The 17,322-nt window shown below is 67.8% G+C and carries 16 protein-coding genes; 4 read left to right on the forward strand and 12 right to left on the reverse strand.

What is annotated here, in order from left to right; genetic code table 11:
• Positions 1 to 5: 5 nt before the first annotated feature.
• Positions 6 to 773 carry an SDR family NAD(P)-dependent oxidoreductase gene (locus tag M9945_RS21895; RefSeq protein WP_367946246.1) on the forward strand — a complete coding sequence of 256 codons (768 nt, stop codon included), beginning with the start codon at positions 6 to 8 and terminating at the stop codon, positions 771 to 773.
• Between the two features lie 159 nt (positions 774 to 932).
• Here the strand turns inward: M9945_RS21895 and M9945_RS21900 are convergent, their stop codons facing one another.
• Complete coding sequence (locus M9945_RS21900; protein ID WP_367928636.1) at positions 933 to 1,451, reverse strand: hypothetical protein; 519 nt, start codon at positions 1,449 to 1,451, stop codon at positions 933 to 935.
• Between the two features lie 200 nt (positions 1,452 to 1,651).
• On the opposite strand from M9945_RS21900, the gene M9945_RS21905 reads away from it, so the two are divergent.
• Positions 1,652 to 4,345, forward strand: a complete 2,694-nt coding sequence (locus M9945_RS21905) for an EAL domain-containing protein (protein ID WP_367946228.1) — start codon at positions 1,652 to 1,654, stop codon at positions 4,343 to 4,345.
• A 19-nt stretch (positions 4,346 to 4,364) separates the two neighbouring features.
• Here the strand turns inward: M9945_RS21905 and M9945_RS21910 are convergent, their stop codons facing one another.
• From M9945_RS21910 to M9945_RS21930, 5 genes are read right to left on the reverse strand one after another with little or no spacing between them, the layout of a single operon-like run.
• Entirely contained in the window at positions 4,365 to 4,973 is a 609-nt protein-coding gene (locus M9945_RS21910; protein WP_367946229.1) for a sarcosine oxidase subunit gamma, read from the reverse strand.
• Positions 4,966 to 7,953, reverse strand: a complete 2,988-nt coding sequence (locus M9945_RS21915) for a sarcosine oxidase subunit alpha (RefSeq protein ID WP_367946230.1) — start codon at positions 7,951 to 7,953, stop codon at positions 4,966 to 4,968. Before M9945_RS21915 ends, M9945_RS21910 begins: the two co-directional genes overlap by 8 nt.
• On the reverse strand, positions 7,950 to 8,243 hold the full coding sequence (locus M9945_RS21920; RefSeq protein ID WP_367946231.1) for a sarcosine oxidase subunit delta: 294 nt from the start codon (positions 8,241 to 8,243) through the stop codon (positions 7,950 to 7,952). Before M9945_RS21920 ends, M9945_RS21915 begins: the two co-directional genes overlap by 4 nt.
• Before the next feature lie 29 nt (positions 8,244 to 8,272).
• Entirely contained in the window at positions 8,273 to 9,049 is a 777-nt protein-coding gene (locus M9945_RS21925; RefSeq protein ID WP_367946232.1) for a hypothetical protein, read from the reverse strand.
• Positions 9,049 to 10,302, reverse strand: a complete 1,254-nt coding sequence (locus M9945_RS21930) for a sarcosine oxidase subunit beta (protein ID WP_367946233.1) — start codon at positions 10,300 to 10,302, stop codon at positions 9,049 to 9,051. The genes M9945_RS21925 and M9945_RS21930 overlap by 1 nt, the downstream gene beginning before the upstream one ends.
• Before the next feature lie 243 nt (positions 10,303 to 10,545).
• Between M9945_RS21930 and rpsU the strand changes: the two genes are divergently transcribed.
• Both rpsU and M9945_RS21940 read left to right on the forward strand, forming a co-directional pair.
• Positions 10,546 to 10,776 carry a 30S ribosomal protein S21 gene (rpsU, locus tag M9945_RS21935; RefSeq protein WP_367928643.1) on the forward strand — a complete coding sequence of 77 codons (231 nt, stop codon included), beginning with the start codon at positions 10,546 to 10,548 and terminating at the stop codon, positions 10,774 to 10,776.
• 177 nt (positions 10,777 to 10,953) lie between these two features.
• Positions 10,954 to 11,796, forward strand: a complete 843-nt coding sequence (locus M9945_RS21940; RefSeq protein WP_367946234.1) for a tetratricopeptide repeat protein — start codon at positions 10,954 to 10,956, stop codon at positions 11,794 to 11,796.
• 6 nt (positions 11,797 to 11,802) lie between these two features.
• On the opposite strand, the gene M9945_RS21945 is transcribed toward M9945_RS21940, so the two are convergent.
• The 6 genes from M9945_RS21945 to M9945_RS21970 all read right to left on the reverse strand — a co-directional run.
• The gene (locus tag M9945_RS21945; protein WP_367928645.1) at positions 11,803 to 12,618 is read right to left on the reverse strand and encodes an ABC transporter permease; all 816 of its coding nucleotides are present in this window, start codon (positions 12,616 to 12,618) and stop codon (positions 11,803 to 11,805) included.
• Positions 12,615 to 13,496: an ABC transporter permease gene (locus M9945_RS21950; RefSeq protein WP_367946235.1), complete on the reverse strand. Its 882-nt coding sequence runs from the start codon at positions 13,494 to 13,496 to the stop codon at positions 12,615 to 12,617. Before M9945_RS21950 ends, M9945_RS21945 begins: the two co-directional genes overlap by 4 nt.
• Positions 13,489 to 14,553 carry an ABC transporter ATP-binding protein gene (locus tag M9945_RS21955; RefSeq protein ID WP_367946236.1) on the reverse strand — a complete coding sequence of 355 codons (1,065 nt, stop codon included), beginning with the start codon at positions 14,551 to 14,553 and terminating at the stop codon, positions 13,489 to 13,491. Before M9945_RS21955 ends, M9945_RS21950 begins: the two co-directional genes overlap by 8 nt.
• A 59-nt stretch (positions 14,554 to 14,612) precedes the next feature.
• Positions 14,613 to 15,740 (reverse strand): extracellular solute-binding protein, encoded by a 1,128-nt coding sequence (locus tag M9945_RS21960; protein ID WP_367946237.1) that lies wholly within the window; start codon positions 15,738 to 15,740, stop codon positions 14,613 to 14,615.
• Between the two features lie 245 nt (positions 15,741 to 15,985).
• A complete protein-coding gene (locus M9945_RS21965; RefSeq protein ID WP_367946238.1) occupies positions 15,986 to 16,258 on the reverse strand; it encodes an HU family DNA-binding protein in 273 nt (90 codons plus the stop codon).
• A gap of 194 nt (positions 16,259 to 16,452) precedes the next feature.
• Positions 16,453 to 17,322: S16 family serine protease (locus tag M9945_RS21970; protein ID WP_367946239.1), on the reverse strand; the 870-nt coding region annotated here is incomplete at its 5' end.

Genomic DNA, 17,322 nt, shown 5'->3' on the forward strand with positions numbered 1-17,322 from the left:
GCGAGATGGGCCGCTTTCAGGACCTGACCGTCCTCATCACCGGCGCGGCCGGCGGCTTCGGCCTGAAGCTCGCCCGGCGCTTCGCCGCCGAGGGCGCGAATCTGGTGCTTTCCGACCTCGATGCCGGACGCCTTGACGAGGCTACGGCGGCGTTCGACACCCCGGTCGCGACCCTTGCCGGGAACGTCGCCGACGAGAGCCTCTCGCAGGACCTCGTCGCGCTCGCCTTCGAGCGCTTCGGCCGGCTCGATGTCGCCGTCAACAATGCCGGCATCGTCCACGACTTCATGAAGCTGCCGCAGACGCCGTCGGACGTCGCGCGGCGCGTGTTCGAGGTCGATCTCCTCGGCATGTTCTTCGCGCTGAAGCACCAGATCCCGGCGCTGGAGCGCCAGTTCAGGGACAAGGCCCTGCCCGGCGCCATCGTCAACATGGCCTCCGTCGCCGGCATCGCCGGCGCGCCCAAGCTCGGCGTCTATGCCGCGGCCAAGCACGGCGTCGTCGGCCTGACGCGTTCCGCCGCCGCCGAATGCGCCACCAAGGGCGTGCGGATCAACGCCGTCTGCCCCTCCTTCGCGCGCACCGCGATGGTGACGGGCATCCTCGGCAGCGACAACCCGGCCGGCGAGGCCGAACTGACGCGCGGCGTCCCCATGCGCCGGCTGGCCGAGACCGACGAGATCGCCGAGGTCGTCCTGTTCGCAGCCGACCCGAAGAACTCGTTCATGACCGGCCAGACGCTGGCCGCCGACGGCGGCATCACCGCGATCTAGAACGTCGGACGCCCCGACAAGTCCGGGCTTCCACTCTGTCCGCTTGTTTTTACTGCGTTCATGCCGGCATTAAGTTGTTCAAGCTGGCAGCAATGCCTTGGGCAGATACGAGGCTAGACGCACTGGCCATGATCGCGCCTAGACGGAGTATCCCCGGGGTTAACCAGCATACATGAAAACCGCGCGATGCTCCGTCGGGATCACAAGGATCGTCCCGATGCGCCCATAAGCATAGAATGCGCCGGGGGCCGATATGGCTTGATCGACCATCACCTCGACACTCCTGCGAACGGGTATCCCGAACCCGTACCTGTTGAGATAGCTTGATACCTTGATTTGCTCGCCCCAGCGCCTGTCAGGCGCGACGGGTGTCTCAAGCCATGAGCGGTACTGACCGCGCCTGCCGTACTTGCGTACGTCGCACTTCAATGTCCTGAAATAGTCGATCCCTTGTGCTTCGATCGCCTCCGCCACGGAGCCCGGGAGACGGTATACGACGATACCGGTTTCGTTATCGCCGGGCAGACCGATTCCCCAGGCCTCGTTTTTCATGTATGCGATACCGGACACATCCATCCCGCATGGTGCAAAGCTCAGATAGTGGCGTCGCTCCGCGACTTTCCAGCCGCCGTATCCAAGAATGACGATCGCGATGATGAAGAGAAACAGTCGTCGCATATCCGTGACTTAGACCATCCGGACTTCATTGGCATTAACAGACCGGTACAGGTAGCCACACCCTACTTCGGCACGCCGTTCTCCCGCGCCGGGAGCAGGCTTGCGCGTGGCCGTATTTCGCATTTCTAAAGCCTAATTTAAACACTTCGTGCAACATTCCCGCCCCAGCATCCCAAGGACCGAACGTTGACGAGGGAAAGGTGGGTTTTTCGGTCATCAGGCGCGGCAAGGCGTCAAGATCCGTTCTGCGGGCGACGAACATTCCGGCTTTTCTTGCCTTGTTCGTCATCGCCGGCGCGTGGATCGTCGCCGAGCAGCAGAACCGCCGCCTGTTCGAGCAAGCCCAACGCACCCAGGTCCTGAACCAGATCAGCCTTGTCCGCGCCAGGCTCGAAGGCAACATCAGCGGCAACATCCAGCTCGCCCGCGGCCTCGTCGCCGCCCTCGTCGTCGAGCCGGACATGGACCAGCAGCGCTTTTCGGCGCTGGCCGAAAGCCTGCTGCACCGCAACGCGCAGATCCGCAACTTCGCCGTCGCCGAAGGGATGATCGTCACGCTCGTCCATCCGCTCGAAGGCAACGAGCGCGCGCTCGGCCTCGACTACAACGCCAACGCCCAGCAGCGCGAAGCCACCGTGCGGGCGCGCGAGACGGGCGACCTGGTCATCGCCGGGCCGCTCGACCTCGTCCAGGGCGGGCGCGGCATCGTCGGGCGCCTGCCGGTCTTCGTCCCCGGGGCGGACGGGCAGAACCACTTCTGGGGCATCGTCTCGGCGGTGGTCGACATCGACCGCCTCTACGAGGACAGCGGCCTCACCGACCCGGACCTTCCCATCGACATCGCCCTTTCCGGCCATGACGGGCTGGGCGCGCGCGGCAAGCTGTTCTACGACCCGGCCGGGATCGTCGCCAACGATCCCGTCGTCGCCGACGTCGTCCTGCCCTCGGGCGCGTGGCAGATCGCGGCGACGCCGAAGGGCGGCTGGCCGGCCGCGCCGACCAATCAATGGACGCTGCGCCTGCTGCTGTTCATGGCCGGGGCGCTGATCATGGTGCCCGCGGTGATCGCCGGCCGCCTGATCGAGGAGAGGCAGAGGAACATCCGCACCCTGCGCCGGCGCGAGGCGCAGCTCGGCAAGCTGTCGCGGCGCCTGCGACTCGCGCTCGACACGTCCAAGGTCGCGGTATGGGAGATGAATGTCGGCGAGACGGAGCAGTTCTGGGACGCGCGGATGAACGAGCTCTACGGCTACCCAGCCGACAACGCCCCGCGGGGCCAGATCCACTGGGAAAAGCGGCTCCACCCGGACGACCTCGAACGGGCGAATGCCGAGTTCCGCCGGCTCCACGTCGACCGGCAGTACGCCTCGCAATACCGCATCGTGCTCGACGACGGCGAGGTGCGCCACGTCCGGGCCATGGGCGCGGTCTATGACGAGCCGGGAACCGCGCCGCGGATCATCGGCGTCAACTGGGACGTGACCGCCGACATCGGCCTCGCCGAGGAGCTAAAGCGCGTCAACGCCCTGACCGAGGCGCGCAACGCAGAGCTCGAAACCGCGCGCGCCCATATCGAGCACAACGCGCTGCACGATTCGCTGACCGGCCTGCCCAACCGGCGCTACCTCGACGAGATGCTGGCCGACCATGCCGCCCGGTTCGCCGGCGAGGGCGAGCGCGCGGCCCTGCTCCAGCTCGACCTCGACCGCTTCAAGCAGGTCAACGACACGCTCGGCCATATGGCGGGCGACGCCATGCTCGTCCATGCCGCGCGCGTCCTGCGCGACACGGCGCGCAGGACCGACTTCGTCGCCCGCGTCGGCGGCGACGAGTTCGTGGTGGTGCGCCGCTGGCCGCGCGAGAAGGCCGGCCACGACGCCTGCGTCGCCGAGCTGAGCGAGCTGTCGGACCGGATCGTCGCCCGCATGCAGGAGCCGCTTTCCTATCAAGGGCACGAGTGCCGCGTCGGCGTCTCCATCGGCATCGCCACCGACACGGATTGCCTGGCCGACCCGCTGCGCCTCCTCGTCAATGCCGACATCGCGCTCTACCGGGCCAAGGCCCGCGGCCGCAACCGCCACCAGTTCTTCAACGACGCGCTCCAGTCGGAGATCGTCACCACCAAGCGCATCGCCGACGACATCCTGACCGGGCTGGAGCAGAACCAGTTCGTCGCCCACTACCAGCCGCAGTTCTGCGCCCGCACGCTCGACGTCATCGGCGTCGAGGCGCTGGCCCGCTGGAACCACCCCAGGGACGGGCTGATCGCGCCCGCCGCCTTCATGAAGATCGCCGAGGAGCTGAACGTGGTCGCCTCCATCGACCGGCTGATCCTCGAGCAGGGGCTGGTCGATTTCCACCTGTGGGAGCAGATCGGCCTCGGCGTCCCGACGGTCTCGGTCAACGTCTCGGCGCGGCGCCTGCGCGACGAGGAGCTGATCCGCACCCTGCGCCAGATGGACATCCGCCCCGGCACCATCGCCTTCGAGCTGGTCGAATCCATCTTCCTCGACGACAATGACGACCTGACCGCCTGGAACGTCGAGCAGATCAAGGGACTGGGCATCAACATCGAGATCGACGATTTCGGCACCGGCTACGCCTCGATCGTCAGCCTGATGAAGCTGAGCCCCCGCCGGCTGAAGATAGACCGCCAGCTCATCATGCCCATCGTCCGTTCGGCCGGCCAGCGCCAACTGGTCGGCTCGATCATCGACATCGGCCATTCGCTCGGCATCGAGGTCCTGGCAGAAGGCGTCGAGACCATGGAGCACGCGCGCGTTCTGAAGTCGCTCGGCTGCGACGCGCTTCAAGGCTACGCCTTCGCCCGGCCGATGAGCGGCGGCGACCTCGTCGAGTTCGTCCAGTCGCGCCGCTGGAAGAACGCGTGCTGATCCGCCGGGGGCGCTTCCGCTAGACCCCGGCGTCCCGCGCCGCCTCGGCGAGGAAGGTGAAGACGTAGTCGCTGAACGAGCGCCAGCATTCGACCCGGTACGCCTCCGCGCCCGTGCGCCAGACCACGATCTCGGCCTTGCCCAGAACGGTGCGCGCGCACGAGCCGACGGGGAACGCTGCCTGCGACAGATCGCGCGGGCACCCCGCAGCGAGCGTCGCCTCCGCGCCGCGCCCGGCGACGAGGATGCCGAGATTGCGGTGCGAGACGTCGACCGCAGAATGGAAGGCCTTGACGCCGGCGAGCACGGGCAGCGCGTCCCTCCCCTCGTCGATCACCAGCCACTCGTCGGGCCCGAGCCAGAGCGCGGCACGCCCGCCCTCGGCGGCGCTGGCCATCGGCCTTTCCGGCAGGTCGAGCCCGAGCGCCCTCGACAGCGCGGCGACGCTGTCGCGCGGCGCACGCAGCGACAGCCGCTGCGCCGGCCCGGCGGGCGTCACCGACACCCATGGCTGGCCGCCGGCCCGTCCTTCCAGCGCCGGCCGGCGGCGCACGGCCGGCTCCGGCGCGGCCGGCAATGCCGTTTTCTTCTGCGCCTTGGCGCCCGTCTTCGCCGCCGCTTTAGCCATTGAGGCGTTCTCCCTTCTCGTCGAAGAAGACCGTTCCCGTCACCTCGACCTCGACCGCGCCGTCCGGCATCGGCACGTAAAGCAGCTCGCCGGTGCGCCTGCGCCCGCCCTCGACCAGCGCCAGCGCGATCGAGCGGCCGCAATTCTCCGACCAGTAGGACGAGGTGACGTGGCCGATCATCCTCATCGGGATCGCACCGTTGGGGTCGGCGACGATCTGCGCCCCCTCCTCCAGCACGGCCCTCGGGTCCTCGGTCCTCAAGCCGACGAGCTGCCTGCGCCCCTCGGCGACGAGGTCGGGGCGCATCAGGCCGCGCTTGCCGACGAAATCGGCCTTGGCCTTGCCGACAGCCCAGGAAAGGCCTGCATCGTGCGGGGTGACGGTGCCGTCCGTGTCCTGGCCGACGATGATGTAGCCCTTCTCGGCGCGCAGGACATGCATCGCCTCCGTGCCGTAGGCGCATGCCCCGTGCTTGCGCCCTTCTTCCCACACCGCTTCCCACACCGCCTGCCCGTAATCGGCCGGCACGTTGATCTCGTAGCCGCGCTCGCCGGTGAACGACATGCGGAACAGCCGTGCCGGCGCGCCGCACACCCTGCCCTCGCGCACCGACATATGCGGCATCGCCGCGTCCGAGATGTCGATGTCCTCGACCAGCGGAGCAACAATGTCGCGGGCCTTCGGCCCCTGCACCGCGATCACCGCCCACTGCTCGGAAACCGAGGTCAAGTACACCTTCAGCTTCGGGAACTCGGTCTGGAGATAATCCTCCATGTGGTGGAGGACGCGCGCCGCGCCGCCTGTGGTGGTGGTGACGTGGAAGCGGTCCTCGGCCAGGCGGCCGATGACGCCGTCATCGTAGATGAAGCCGTCCTCGCGCAGCATGACGCCGTAGCGGCAGCGCCCGGGCTCCAGCTTCTTCCACGGGTTGGTGTAGAGAAGCTCGAGGAACTCGGCCGCGTCCGGCCCGACGACCTCGATCTTGCCCAGCGTCGAGGCGTCGAAGATGCCGGCCGCCCGGCGCACGGTCGCGCATTCGCGGTTGACGGCGGCATGCATGTCCTCGCCGGGGCGCGGAAAATACCAGGCCCGCTTCCACTGGCCGACATCCTCGAACACCGCGCCGGCGGCCTCGGCCCACGGGTGGATCGCGGTCCGCCGCGTCGGGTCGAACAGGGCCCCGCGCGCCTGGCCGACGATCGAGCCGAAGGTGACGGGCGTATAGGGCGGGCGGAAGGTGGTGAGGCCGACCTCCGGCACGGGCTTCCCCAGCGCCTCGGCGGCGATGGCGAGGCCGTGCAGGTTCGACGTCTTGCCCTGATCGGTCGCCATGCCGTTGGTGGTGAAGCGCTTGACATGCTCGATGGAGCGCATGCCCTCGCGCACCGCCTGCCTGATGTCCCTGGCCGTGACGTCGTTCTGGAAATCGACGAACGCCTTCTTGCCCTCCTCGGCGCCCATGTCGCCGAGCATGCCGCCGGCCATGCTCTCATACGCTTCCGCCCGCGGCCGCGCGCCGGCCTTTCCGGCCTTGACGCCGGCCGCCCTCGCGGCCGCATGGCCGGCAGTGAAGGCTTCGGCCAGCGCGTCGTCGAGATCGTCGGTGCCGTTGCAGGAACCGGCGCAGGCGCAGTCCTGCGCCGTCTCGCCCGGCAGGAAGCGCTTGCCGGCGACGTCGAACGCCACCTTGCCGCGCGATTGGGAATAGAGGTGTAGCGACGGCGTCCAGCCGGCCGAGGTGACGAGCGCGTCGACGCGGATCGAGCGCGCCGCGCCACCCGTTTTCGGCGCGATCAGAATCGACGAGACGCGCTTCCCGCCGGAGGCGCGCGTGACGACGCGCCCGGGATGGACCTCGATGCCGAGCGCGCGGGCCTCGTCCACCGCCGGCCCTTGCGGGTTGTCGCGCTGGTCGATGATGGCGGCGATGTCGATGCCGGCCTTCTTCATGTCGAGCGCCGCGTGATAGGCGGAATCGCAGGCGGTGTAGACACCGACGCGCCGGCCGATGGCGACGCCGTAATGGTTGAGATACGTGCGCGCGGCCGAGGCCAGCATGATGCCCGGCCGGTCGTTGCCGGGAAACACCATGTGCCGCTCGATGGCCCCCGTGGCGAGGACGACGCGCCTCGCCCGCACCTTCCACAGCCGCTCGCGCGGCAGGTCGGCGAGCGGAGCGGGCAGGTGCTCGCTGACGCGCTCGACGAGGCCGATGAAGTTCTGCGCGTAGTAACCGAACGCGGTTGTGCGGGGCAGCAGCCTGACGTTCTCCATCGCCCCCAGCCGCACTGCCGTCTCTTTCGCCCACGTCCACCCGTCCTGCCCGTCGATGACCGCGCCGGCCTCGTGGCGCAGCGCGCCGCCCGGCTCCGGCTGCTCGTCGGCGAGGATGACGCGCGCGCCGGCTTCGGCGGCGGCGAGCGCGGCGGCAAGGCCGGTCGCGCCGGCCCCGACGACGAGCACGTCGCAATGCGCGTAGCGCGCGGCGTAGCGGTCGGGATCGGGCTCACCGGGCGCCGTGCCGAGGCCGGCCGCGGCGCGGATGACCGGCTCGTAGAGCCGCTTCCATGCCGCCTTCGGCCACATGAAGGTCTTGTAGTAGAACCCGGCCGAGAAGAAGGGCGAGCCGAGATTGTTGAGCGCGCCGACGTCGAGATCGAGCGAGGGCCAGCGGTTCTGCGAGGTGGCTTCGAGCCCGTCATAGAGCTCCTGCACCGTGGCGCGCACATTGGGCGTCACCCGCCCGGCGTCGCGCCGGATGCCGACCAGCGCGTTCGGCTCTTCCGGGCCGGCGGAGAGCGGCCCACGCGGCCGGTGATACTTGAACGAGCGCCCCATCAGGTGGACGCCGTTGGCGAGCAGCGCCGAGGCGAGCGTGTCGCCCTCCAACCCGGCATAGGTCCGGCCGTCGAAGGAGAAGCGCACCGTGCGCGCCGGCGTCAGCCGGCCCTTGCCGGCGATGCGGCAGGCGGCGCTCATGCCTCCCCTCCCTTCAGGGCCAGCTTCTTCGCGCCCGCCTTGTATGTCACGACGAACTTGTCGCTGACCGTATCGCGCACGGCGTTGAAGAACCGGCCGCAGCCATGGACATGCCGCCAGCGTTCATGGGCGCGGCCCTTGGGGTTGTCGCGCAGGAACAGGAACGCTTCGAAGTCCTCGTCGCCGACTTCGTCGGTCGCGGCCGGCCGGATCAGGTGCGCCTCGCCGGCATGGCGGAATTCGAGCTCCGGCAGGTCCTGCTCGCAATAGGGGCAATGGATGAGAAGCATCTCGTTCCTCTCCTGTAATTCACCGGGGCCTACAATTCGCCGGGGCCGATGTCGCTGCCGCGCGGCTGGTCGCACAGCCGCTTGCCGAGGCTGACGAAGGGCGCGAGCCGGGCGATCATCTTCTCGAAGCCGTCGAACGGCACGAACAGGCCGTTGGAGCCGATATTGACCAGCGCGAGATCGAGCGGGTTGGTCGAGACCACCACGACGCGCGGCGTCCCGTCCTCGTGCTCGTCCTCGTCGTTCAGCCGGTCGGCGAAATAGACCGTGCGCTCGCCCATCAGCCACACGCAGATCAGATAGCCCGAATCGACCGAGAACGGCCAATCCTTCTCCCTGTCCGTCCGGTCGATGCGCTGGATGCGATAGGCGTCCTCGGACATCGGGAAATGGAACAGCCCGCGCTCGTTTACGGGGATCAGGAAGCCGGCCTCCTGCGCGCACAGCTTGCGCCCGATCGTCTCGAACGGCGCGAGACGCCTGATCAGCGTCTCGATGCTGTCGAACGGGAGATAGAGCGCCCGGTCCTCCAGCGAGGCCATCAGCGCGATCGGGTTGGTCGAGACGACGACGCTGCGCGGCAGGGTCATGTTGCCGAATTCCTGCGGCACGTCGGTGCGCCACGGCTCGGAGAACAGCACCGTCTCCTGCCCCTGCACGGCGACGCAGGCGAGCCTGCCGCGCTTGACCGAGAACGGCCATTCGTGGTCCGTGTCGCCGCGGCCGATCTCCATCTCGGGAAAGGCGAGCGCCGCCGCTCCGCTTCCCAGCAGGAGCCCCGCGCCGAGGAGGAGCGCCCGCAGCATCAGTGAGCCACGGCGGCGGCCGCCGCCTCGTCGATCAGCCGGCCGCTACGGAACCGCTCCAGCGTGAACGGCGCGTTGATCGGGTGCGGCTCGTCGCGGGCGATGGTGTGGGCGAAGACGTGGCCGGAGCCGGGCGTCGCCTTGAAGCCGCCGGTGCCCCAGCCGCAATTGACGTAGAGCCCCTTGACCGGCGTCTTGGCGAGAATCGGCGAGCGGTCGGGCGTCACGTCGACGATGCCTCCCCACGAGCGCAGCATCTTCATGCGGGTGAAGACCGGAAACATCTCGCAGATCGCGTCGAGCGTGTGCTCGATGATGTGCAGGCCCCCGGTCTGCGAATAGGAGGTGTACTGGTCGGTCCCCGCGCCGATGACCAGCTCGCCCTTGTCGGACTGCGAGATATAGGCGTGGACCGTGTTCGACATGACGACGCACGGCACCACCGGCTTGATCGGCTCCGACACCAGCGCCTGCAAGGGGTAGCTCTCGAGCGGCATGCGCACGCCGGCCATCCCCATCAGCACCGAGCTATGGCCGGCCGCGACGACGCCGACCTTGCGCGCGCCGATGAAGCCTTTCGTCGTCTCGACGCCGAGCACATGGCCTTCGCGGGCACGGCGGATGCCCGTCACCTCGCAATTCTGGATGATGTCCACCCCGCGCGCGGCGGCCGCGCGCGCATAGCCCCAGGCGACGGCGTCGTGGCGGGCCGTGCCGCCGCGCCTTTGCAGCGCCGCGCCCATCACCGGATAGCGCGCGCCTTTAGAGATGTTGAGCGGCGGGCAGAACGCCTTCGCCTCCTCCGGCGTCAGCCATTCGTTGTCGACGCCGTTCAGGCGGTTGGCGTGGACGTGGCGCTTCAGCACCTGCACGTCATGGACGTTGTGGGCGAGCATCATCACGCCGCGCGGCGAGTACATGACGTTGTAGTTGAGCTCCTGCGACAGCCCTTCCCACAGCTTCACCGCGTGGTCGTAGATCGCCGCCGATTCGTCGTAGAGGTAGTTGGAGCGGATGATGGTAGTGTTGCGCCCGGTGTTGCCGCCGCCGAGCCAGCCCTTCTCGATCACCGCGACATTGGTGATGCCGTGCTCCTTCGCGAGGTAGTAGGCGGTGGCGAGGCCGTGGCCGCCGGCGCCGACGATGACGACGCCGTACTCGCTCTTCGGCTGCGGCGCCGGCCATTGCGGCTCCCAGCCAGTATGGCCGCGAAGCGCCTCGCGGGCGATGGCGAAGGCTGAATATCTGCGCATGCGCTTCCCTCTCACGCGCCGGGACAGGCGACCCGGCAGCCTATGGCGACGGGTTTACCATTTGAGGAAGCGGGCCGCCACCTTCCGCGCCGTTCGCGGCGGCCGTCCTCGCCCAATCCGCGCCGGCACTGTGGACAAGGCATGAACCTTCTGCTATGAGCCGCTGCAATTCGCGGTGCCATGCCGCGAGGGCGCATGTCTGTTGCGCCCGGATTTCTCGAGCCAACGAAGACAGGAACGCACGTGCAGGTACTCGTCCGCGACAACAACGTCGACCAGGCGCTTCGCGCCCTCAAGAAGAAGATGCAGCGCGAAGGTATCTTTCGCGAGATGAAGATGCGCGGACATTACGAGAAGCCCTCCGAGAAGCGTGCCCGCGAGAAGGCCGAGGCCGTGCGCCGCGCCCGCAAGCTCGCCCGCAAGCGCGCGCAGCGCGAGGGCCTCATCGCCGGCGGCCGCCCGGCGGCCCGCTGATACAGCGCCCAGTTTTCGTCTTTTTCAGGCGATACCCGACGAAGGTGGGGCGATGAAAATCGCCGCCACCTTTTTCTTTGGCGATTCGCTCCCCTACACTTCGCGGGAAGAATCGCCGGTGACGGAAACGGCGGCCAGCCGGAAACGGACACGGGAATCGGACAGGGGAACCCGGCGATGAATCGCAATGCAGTCGAGACGACCGGCAGAAGCGGCCTTGCCGCCTGCATGATGATCGCGGCGCTGGCGCTCGCGGGATGCGAGACCACCACCGGCCCGCTCGGCGAGGTCGCCGGCATCGACGCCGCGCAGGGATCGAGCGAGAACATCTCGTCCTTGAGCGCCGTGATCCAGCGCAGCCCGAACGACCCGGAGGCCTACAATGTGCGCGGCACCGCGCTCGGCCGCGGCGGGCGCTACAAGGAGGCGCTGGAGGATTTCGACACGGCGATCCGCCTCAACCCGAATTTCTACCAGGCCTACGCCAACCGGGCGCTGATCCACCGGCTGACCGGCAACCAGCAGGCCGCGCTGCAGGACTACACCCGCGCGATCCAGATCAACCCGTCCTACGACGCCGCCTATATCGGCCGCGGCAATCTCTACCGGCTGGCGGGGCGGGCTGACGAGGCGCTGCGCGACCTGCAGCAGGCGATCCAGCTCGACACCACCGACCCGCGTGCCTACCACAATCGCGGCCTGCTCTATCAGGCGCGCGGCCAGCATGATTTCGCCATCGAGGACTTCGCCACCGCCATCTCGCTGGCGCCCAACTCGGCCGAGCCCTACAATGGCCGCGGCCTCTCCTACCTCGCCCGCAACGACGAGGAAAACGCGCTCGCCGACTTCAACACCGCGATCAAGCTCGACAAGACCAACGCCGAGGCCTGGGCCTATCAGGGCCTGATCCTCGAACGGCGCGGCGACAAGGCGCGCGCCATCCGCTCCTATGGCGAGGCGGCCCGGCTCGACCCGAACCTGAAGGCGGCGAAGGACGGGCTGTCCCGCACGCGCGGATAAGAGCTTTCAGCCGGCGGCGGCCCTGCCCGCCGCCGCGACCTGCCTGCGCCGGGCGATCTCGTAGGCTATAGCCCCCAGTATCGTCATCGCGATCATCACCAGCGCCAGCGCGTTGACCGCCGGCGTCAGGCCTGTGCGCACCTTGGTGGCGATATAGACGGTCAGCGGCGTGTCGAAGCCGCGCACGAACAGCGTCGTGTTGTAGTTCTCGACGGATTGCAGGATGGCGAGAAAGCCGGCGGCGATCAGCGCCGGCTTGAGGAACGGCAAGAGGATGCGCCGGAACACCATGAACTTCGACGCGCCGAGGCCGAGCGCGGCCTCCTCCTGCGTGCGGTCGAAGCGTTGCAGGCGCGCCGCGACCATCAGCATCACGTAGCAGATGATGAAGCTCGCCTGCGCCAGCACGATGAGGAAGATGCCACCCCCGACATTCAACTGCCGCCACAGCACCAGCGTCGCGATGCCGATGACGACGCCGGGGGTGAGCAGCGGCGACACCATCAGCGCGTAGAGGAAGGAGCGGGCGCGCGCGTGCAGGCTGGTCAGGATCAGCGCAGCCGCCGTGCCGACCGGCAGCGCGACGAGGACGACGAAGAAGGCGACGACCAGCGACGTCCACACCGACTGCCACATCGGCCGGTCGTTCCACAGCGCCTCGAACCATTGCAGCGTCGTCCCCTGCCACGGGATGACCGTCGGGAAGCGGCTCTCGTTGAAGGTCGCGGCCGACATCACCACGAGCGGCGCGAACAGGTAGAGGAAGAACGCCGCCATGTAGAGGCCGAACAGCGCCCGGGCGATGCGGTCGGCGGCGCTCATTTCGCCACGTCCGCGAGGTTGACGCGGGCGAGCTTCAGCGTCGCCAGCACGACGGCGAGGCACAGGACGAGCAGCACCAGCGCGTAGGCCGCGCCGCGGTTCCAGTCGCCGCCCTCGAAGAACCAGTTGTAGATGATCTCGGTGAACCAGCGGCTGCCGGGCGCGCCGAGGAGGGCCGGCGCAACATAGGAGCCGGCCGCCAGCATGAAGGTGAAGACGCAGCCCGTGGCGATGCCGGCCTTGGCGTGGGGGATGACCACGCGCCAGTGGATGCGCCATGTCGAGGCGCCGAGGTCGCGCGCGGCCTCGATCTGCGCCTTTTCGAGGCTCTCGATCGAGTTGTAGATCGGGAACAGCATGAACAGGATGTAGGCATAGACCATGCCGGCGAGCACGCCGCCGTTTCCGTACCAGCGCACCGGCTCGTCGATGATGCCGAGGTTGAGCAGCACCGCGTTGAGCGGCCCGCGGAAGGCGAGCAGGATGTACCAGGCGAGCGTGCGCAGCACCTCGTTGATCCAGAAGGGAATCGTGAGCGCGAGGATGGCGATGCCCGTCTGCGCCGGCGTCGCGTGCTGGGCCAGCCAGAAGGCGAGCGGGTAGCAGACGATAAAGGTGACGAAGGCGACGAAGGCGCTGGCCCAGATCGTCTTCAGGAAGATCGAGCGGTGGACGCTCTCGTTGAAGAGGTAGAGCACGTTGTCGAGCGAATAGACGTCGTTCGGCCCGCCGATCTGCGCCGGCGGCAGGTTGGGCCGCAAGGCGTAGTCGAGCATCATGATGTTGGGCGCCAGCACCATGCCGACCAGCCACAGGAACACCAGCGCCGTGAAGATCGTCGCCAGAGCGCCGCCGAAACGCCTGTAGAGCTCAGCCATCGGCAAGCACCACCGCGCGCTCCGGCGCGAAGCCGAAGCTGGCGCGCCCGCCGAGCTCCGGCGCGTCGGCTAGCTCGGTGCCGGGAATGGAAGCGACCAGCGCCGCCCCGTCGTCGAAGCGGCCATGCGCGAGCGCGAACGCGCCCTCGAAATCGATGCGCTCGACGGTGGCGGCGAGCGTGTTGCCGCCCTTGCCGGAGGCGAGCGCCTCGGGCCGCACGTAAAGCTTCGCCGCCTGCCCGACGCTGACGCCCAGCCCGGCCCGGCCGCGCAGCCGCCCCATCGCGCTCTCTACCACCGCGAATCCCTCGGCCACCTCGACGACCCTGCCGGGAATGGCGTTGGTCTCGCCGACGAAGCCGGCGACGAACGGGGTTTCGGGATTGTCGTAAAGGTCGCGCGGCCTGCCGACCTGCTGCAGCACGCCCGCCGACATCACCGCGATGCGGTCGGACATGGCCAGCGCCTCGGACTGGTCGTGGGTGATGTAGATGAAGGTGACGCCGGTGCGCTTCTGCAAGCTCCGCAGCTCGGCACGCATGTGCTGGCGCAGCTTGAGGTCGAGCGCCGACAGCGGCTCGTCGAGCAGCAGCACCTGCGGCTCGACGGCGAGCGCGCGGGCGATGGCGACGCGCTGGCGCTGGCCGCCGGAAAGCTCGCCGGGCTTCCTGTCGCCATAGCCTTCGAGGGCGATCAGCTTCAAAAGCTCGTCCGCCTTCTTCCTGCGCTCCGCCTTCGGCGCGCCGCGCGCCTCGAGCCCGAAGGCGATGTTTTCCGCGACGCTCATCAGCGGGAATAGCGCCAGCGTCTGGAAGATCATCGCGGTCGGCCGCTGGTTGGGACCCAGACCCGCCATGTCGCGCCCGCCGATGAGGATGCGCCCCTCGGTCGGCTGGAGGAAGCCGGCGATCATGCGCAGGATCGTCGTCTTGCCGCAGCCGGAGGGGCCGAGAATGGAGAAGAACTCGCCGCCCTCGACCGTGAAGGACACGTCCCTGACGGCGCGTGTCGCGCCGAAGCTCATGCCGATGTCCTGAAGCTCGACGGAATGCGACATTGTCCCTCCCCGATAGAATGAAGGGGAAGGGCGGCGGGCCGCCCTTCCCCGGATTTCGATCAGGCCGAGAGGAACTTGTCCTGATACTCGTTGCGCTTGGCGACGTACCAGCTCTCCTGCACCGGCCACCACCACAGCTTGTCGAGCGCGTCGCCTGGATAGGCGGCGGCGAAGAACGCCTTGGCCTCGTCGGAGAGGAGATCGGCCGCGCCGACCGCCGTCGAGTTGATCGAGGTAGCGTTGGAATAGGCCGCGCCCGCTTCCGGCGTCAGGAACCAGTTGATGAAGGCATAGGCCTGGTCGAGATTGGCTGCGCCGGAGGGGATCGACACGCCTTCCATCCAGGCGAGTGCGCCTTCCTTCGGCGCGATGAAGCCCACCGGCAGCCCTTCCTTGGCGAGCGCGGCAGCGGTCGAATCCCACGTCTGGCCGATGGTCGCGCCGTTGACGCGGAACGCGCCTTGCGCCTCGTTCTCGTTCGACCAGAACTGGACGATGTTGCCCTTGCGCGCGATCGCCTCGGCGACGATCACGTCGAAGATCTCGGTCTGGGCCTCCGGCGTCTTGAAGGCGTCGAGCAGCGGGCGCGGCAGCTTGCCCTCGGCTTCGAGCCACAGGCCGAGGCCGACGAGGCTGGAATGGCCGCGCACGGTCGCCTTGCCGGCGCTCTCCGGCTTCCAGATGTCGCCATAGGAGGCCGAGCCGTATTCGAGCGGCTGCTGGTCGCGGTCGAAGGCGACCGCCTCGGTGCCCCAGTCGGCCGGCACCTGGTAGCGCTTGCCCTCGATCACCGCGCCGAGATTGGCCGAGTTGGACCAGGCGCTGGGCAGGCAGCGGTCGACCTCGACCTTGGACTCGTCGATCGGCTGGACGAGGCCGAACTCGACATAGTTCGGCACGCGGTCGACCGTCGGCCAGATGATGTCGAAGCCGGCGCCGTTGTTGGCGCGAAGCTGGTTCAGGAGCTCGTCATTGGTGCCGTAGGGCGTGTAGTTGGCCTTGATGCCGGTCGCCTTCTCGAACGCGCCGAGGATGTCGTCGTTCAGATAGCCGGCCCAGGCGAAAATGTTCACATTGCCCGAGGAGCTCTGGGCAAAGCCGCTCCGCACCACGAACGGGGCCGCGAGCGAGAGGCCCGCCACGGAAGCCGCACCCTTGATGAAACCGCGCCGTCTGATCGTCGTCATGTCGAAATCTCCCTCTTGGACGCCCGATGATCGAAGCGTCAGCGAATATTCCCGCCATGTAACAACTGGATGAAGCCTGGCACCATCGATCCGCGCAAGCGGTACGCACCGTCTGTCGTCCAGTAGGCCGCAGGCCTATTGATGGCACGCCGCGCCGCGCCCGGCTACCGGATTGTGAGCCGGCACAAAAAAGAAAAGCCGGGGCTGGCCCGGCTTCTCGAGAAAGTCCTGCCTCTTGGGCCGTGTCAGTTCACGGCGTCCTTGAGACCCTTGCCTGCCGAGAATTTCGGCACGTTGCGCGCCGGAATATTGACGGCTGCGCCGGTCTGCGGGTTGCGTCCCGTCGAAGCACCGCGCTTCGAAACCGAGAAGTTTCCGAAACCGACAAGACGGACATCGCCGCCCTTCTTCAGCTCACCGGTGATCACGGAGAAGACCGCGTCGACAGCGGCCTGTGCGTCGCCTTTTGAAATTTTCGCCTCGTCGGCGACCGCAGATACAAGCTCGTTCTTGTTCATAAACAATCCCCTTCCCTATGAAGACCGGAAGATACGACTCACCGGCAGGACCCGAACTCTAGAAAGAAGTAGCGGCCCGACCAAGGCACAAAACCCTCCCCGGTACTGAAAATTCCCGGTTTTCCGCCGATTCCGGAAGAAAAACGGCCGGGCTTGCGACCCGGCCGTCAAATTGCGTCAAAAGGCGGTGCCGATCAGTGGGCGAGCGCGGCCTGCGCGGCCTCGTCCGCCTTGGCGGCAACCGCCTCGGCAGGCTCGACCCATTCGATGGCTTCCGGCATCCGGGTCAGGGCGTGCTGCAGCACCTCTCCGACCCGCTGCACGGGCACGATCTCGAGGCTGCTCTTCACATTGTCCGGGATATCGGCCAGATCCTTGGCGTTCTCCTCGGGAATGAGCACCTTCTTGATGCCGCCGCGAAGTGCTGCCAGCAGCTTCTCCTTGAGGCCGCCAATCGGCAGGACCCGGCCGCGCAGCGTGATCTCGCCCGTCATGGCGACATCCTTGCGCACCGGAATGCCGGTCAGCACCGACACGATCGCGGTTGCCATTGCCACGCCCGCGGACGGTCCGTCCTTCGGTGTGGCGCCTTCCGGCACGTGGACGTGGATGTCGCGCTTGTCGAACACCGGCGGCTCGATGCCGAAGTCGATCGAACGCGACCGGACATAGGACGCCGCCGCCGAAATCGATTCCTTCATCACGTCGCGCAGATTGCCCGTCACGGTCATCTTGCCCTTGCCGGGCATCATCACGCCTTCGATCGTCAGCAGCTCGCCGCCAACCTCCGTCCACGCAAGACCCGTGACGACGCCGATCTGGTCCTCGCCCTCGGCCTGTCCGAACCGGAACCGGGGCACACCCAAATAGTCCGCGAGGTTTGCCGCCGTCACCTTGACCGACTTCTTCTTGGTCCGAAGGATCTCGGTGACCACCTTGCGCGCGACCTTCATCAGCTCGCGCTCGAGGTTACGTACGCCGGCTTCCCGGGTGTAGGTCTGGATGATCTCGCGGATCGCCTCGTCGGTGATCGAGAACTCCTTAGGCTGCAGCGCGTGATCGCG

Source organism: Aquamicrobium sp. (genome assembly GCF_023954335.1).
In the GTDB taxonomy this organism is placed as follows: domain Bacteria; phylum Pseudomonadota; class Alphaproteobacteria; order Rhizobiales; family Rhizobiaceae; genus Aerobium.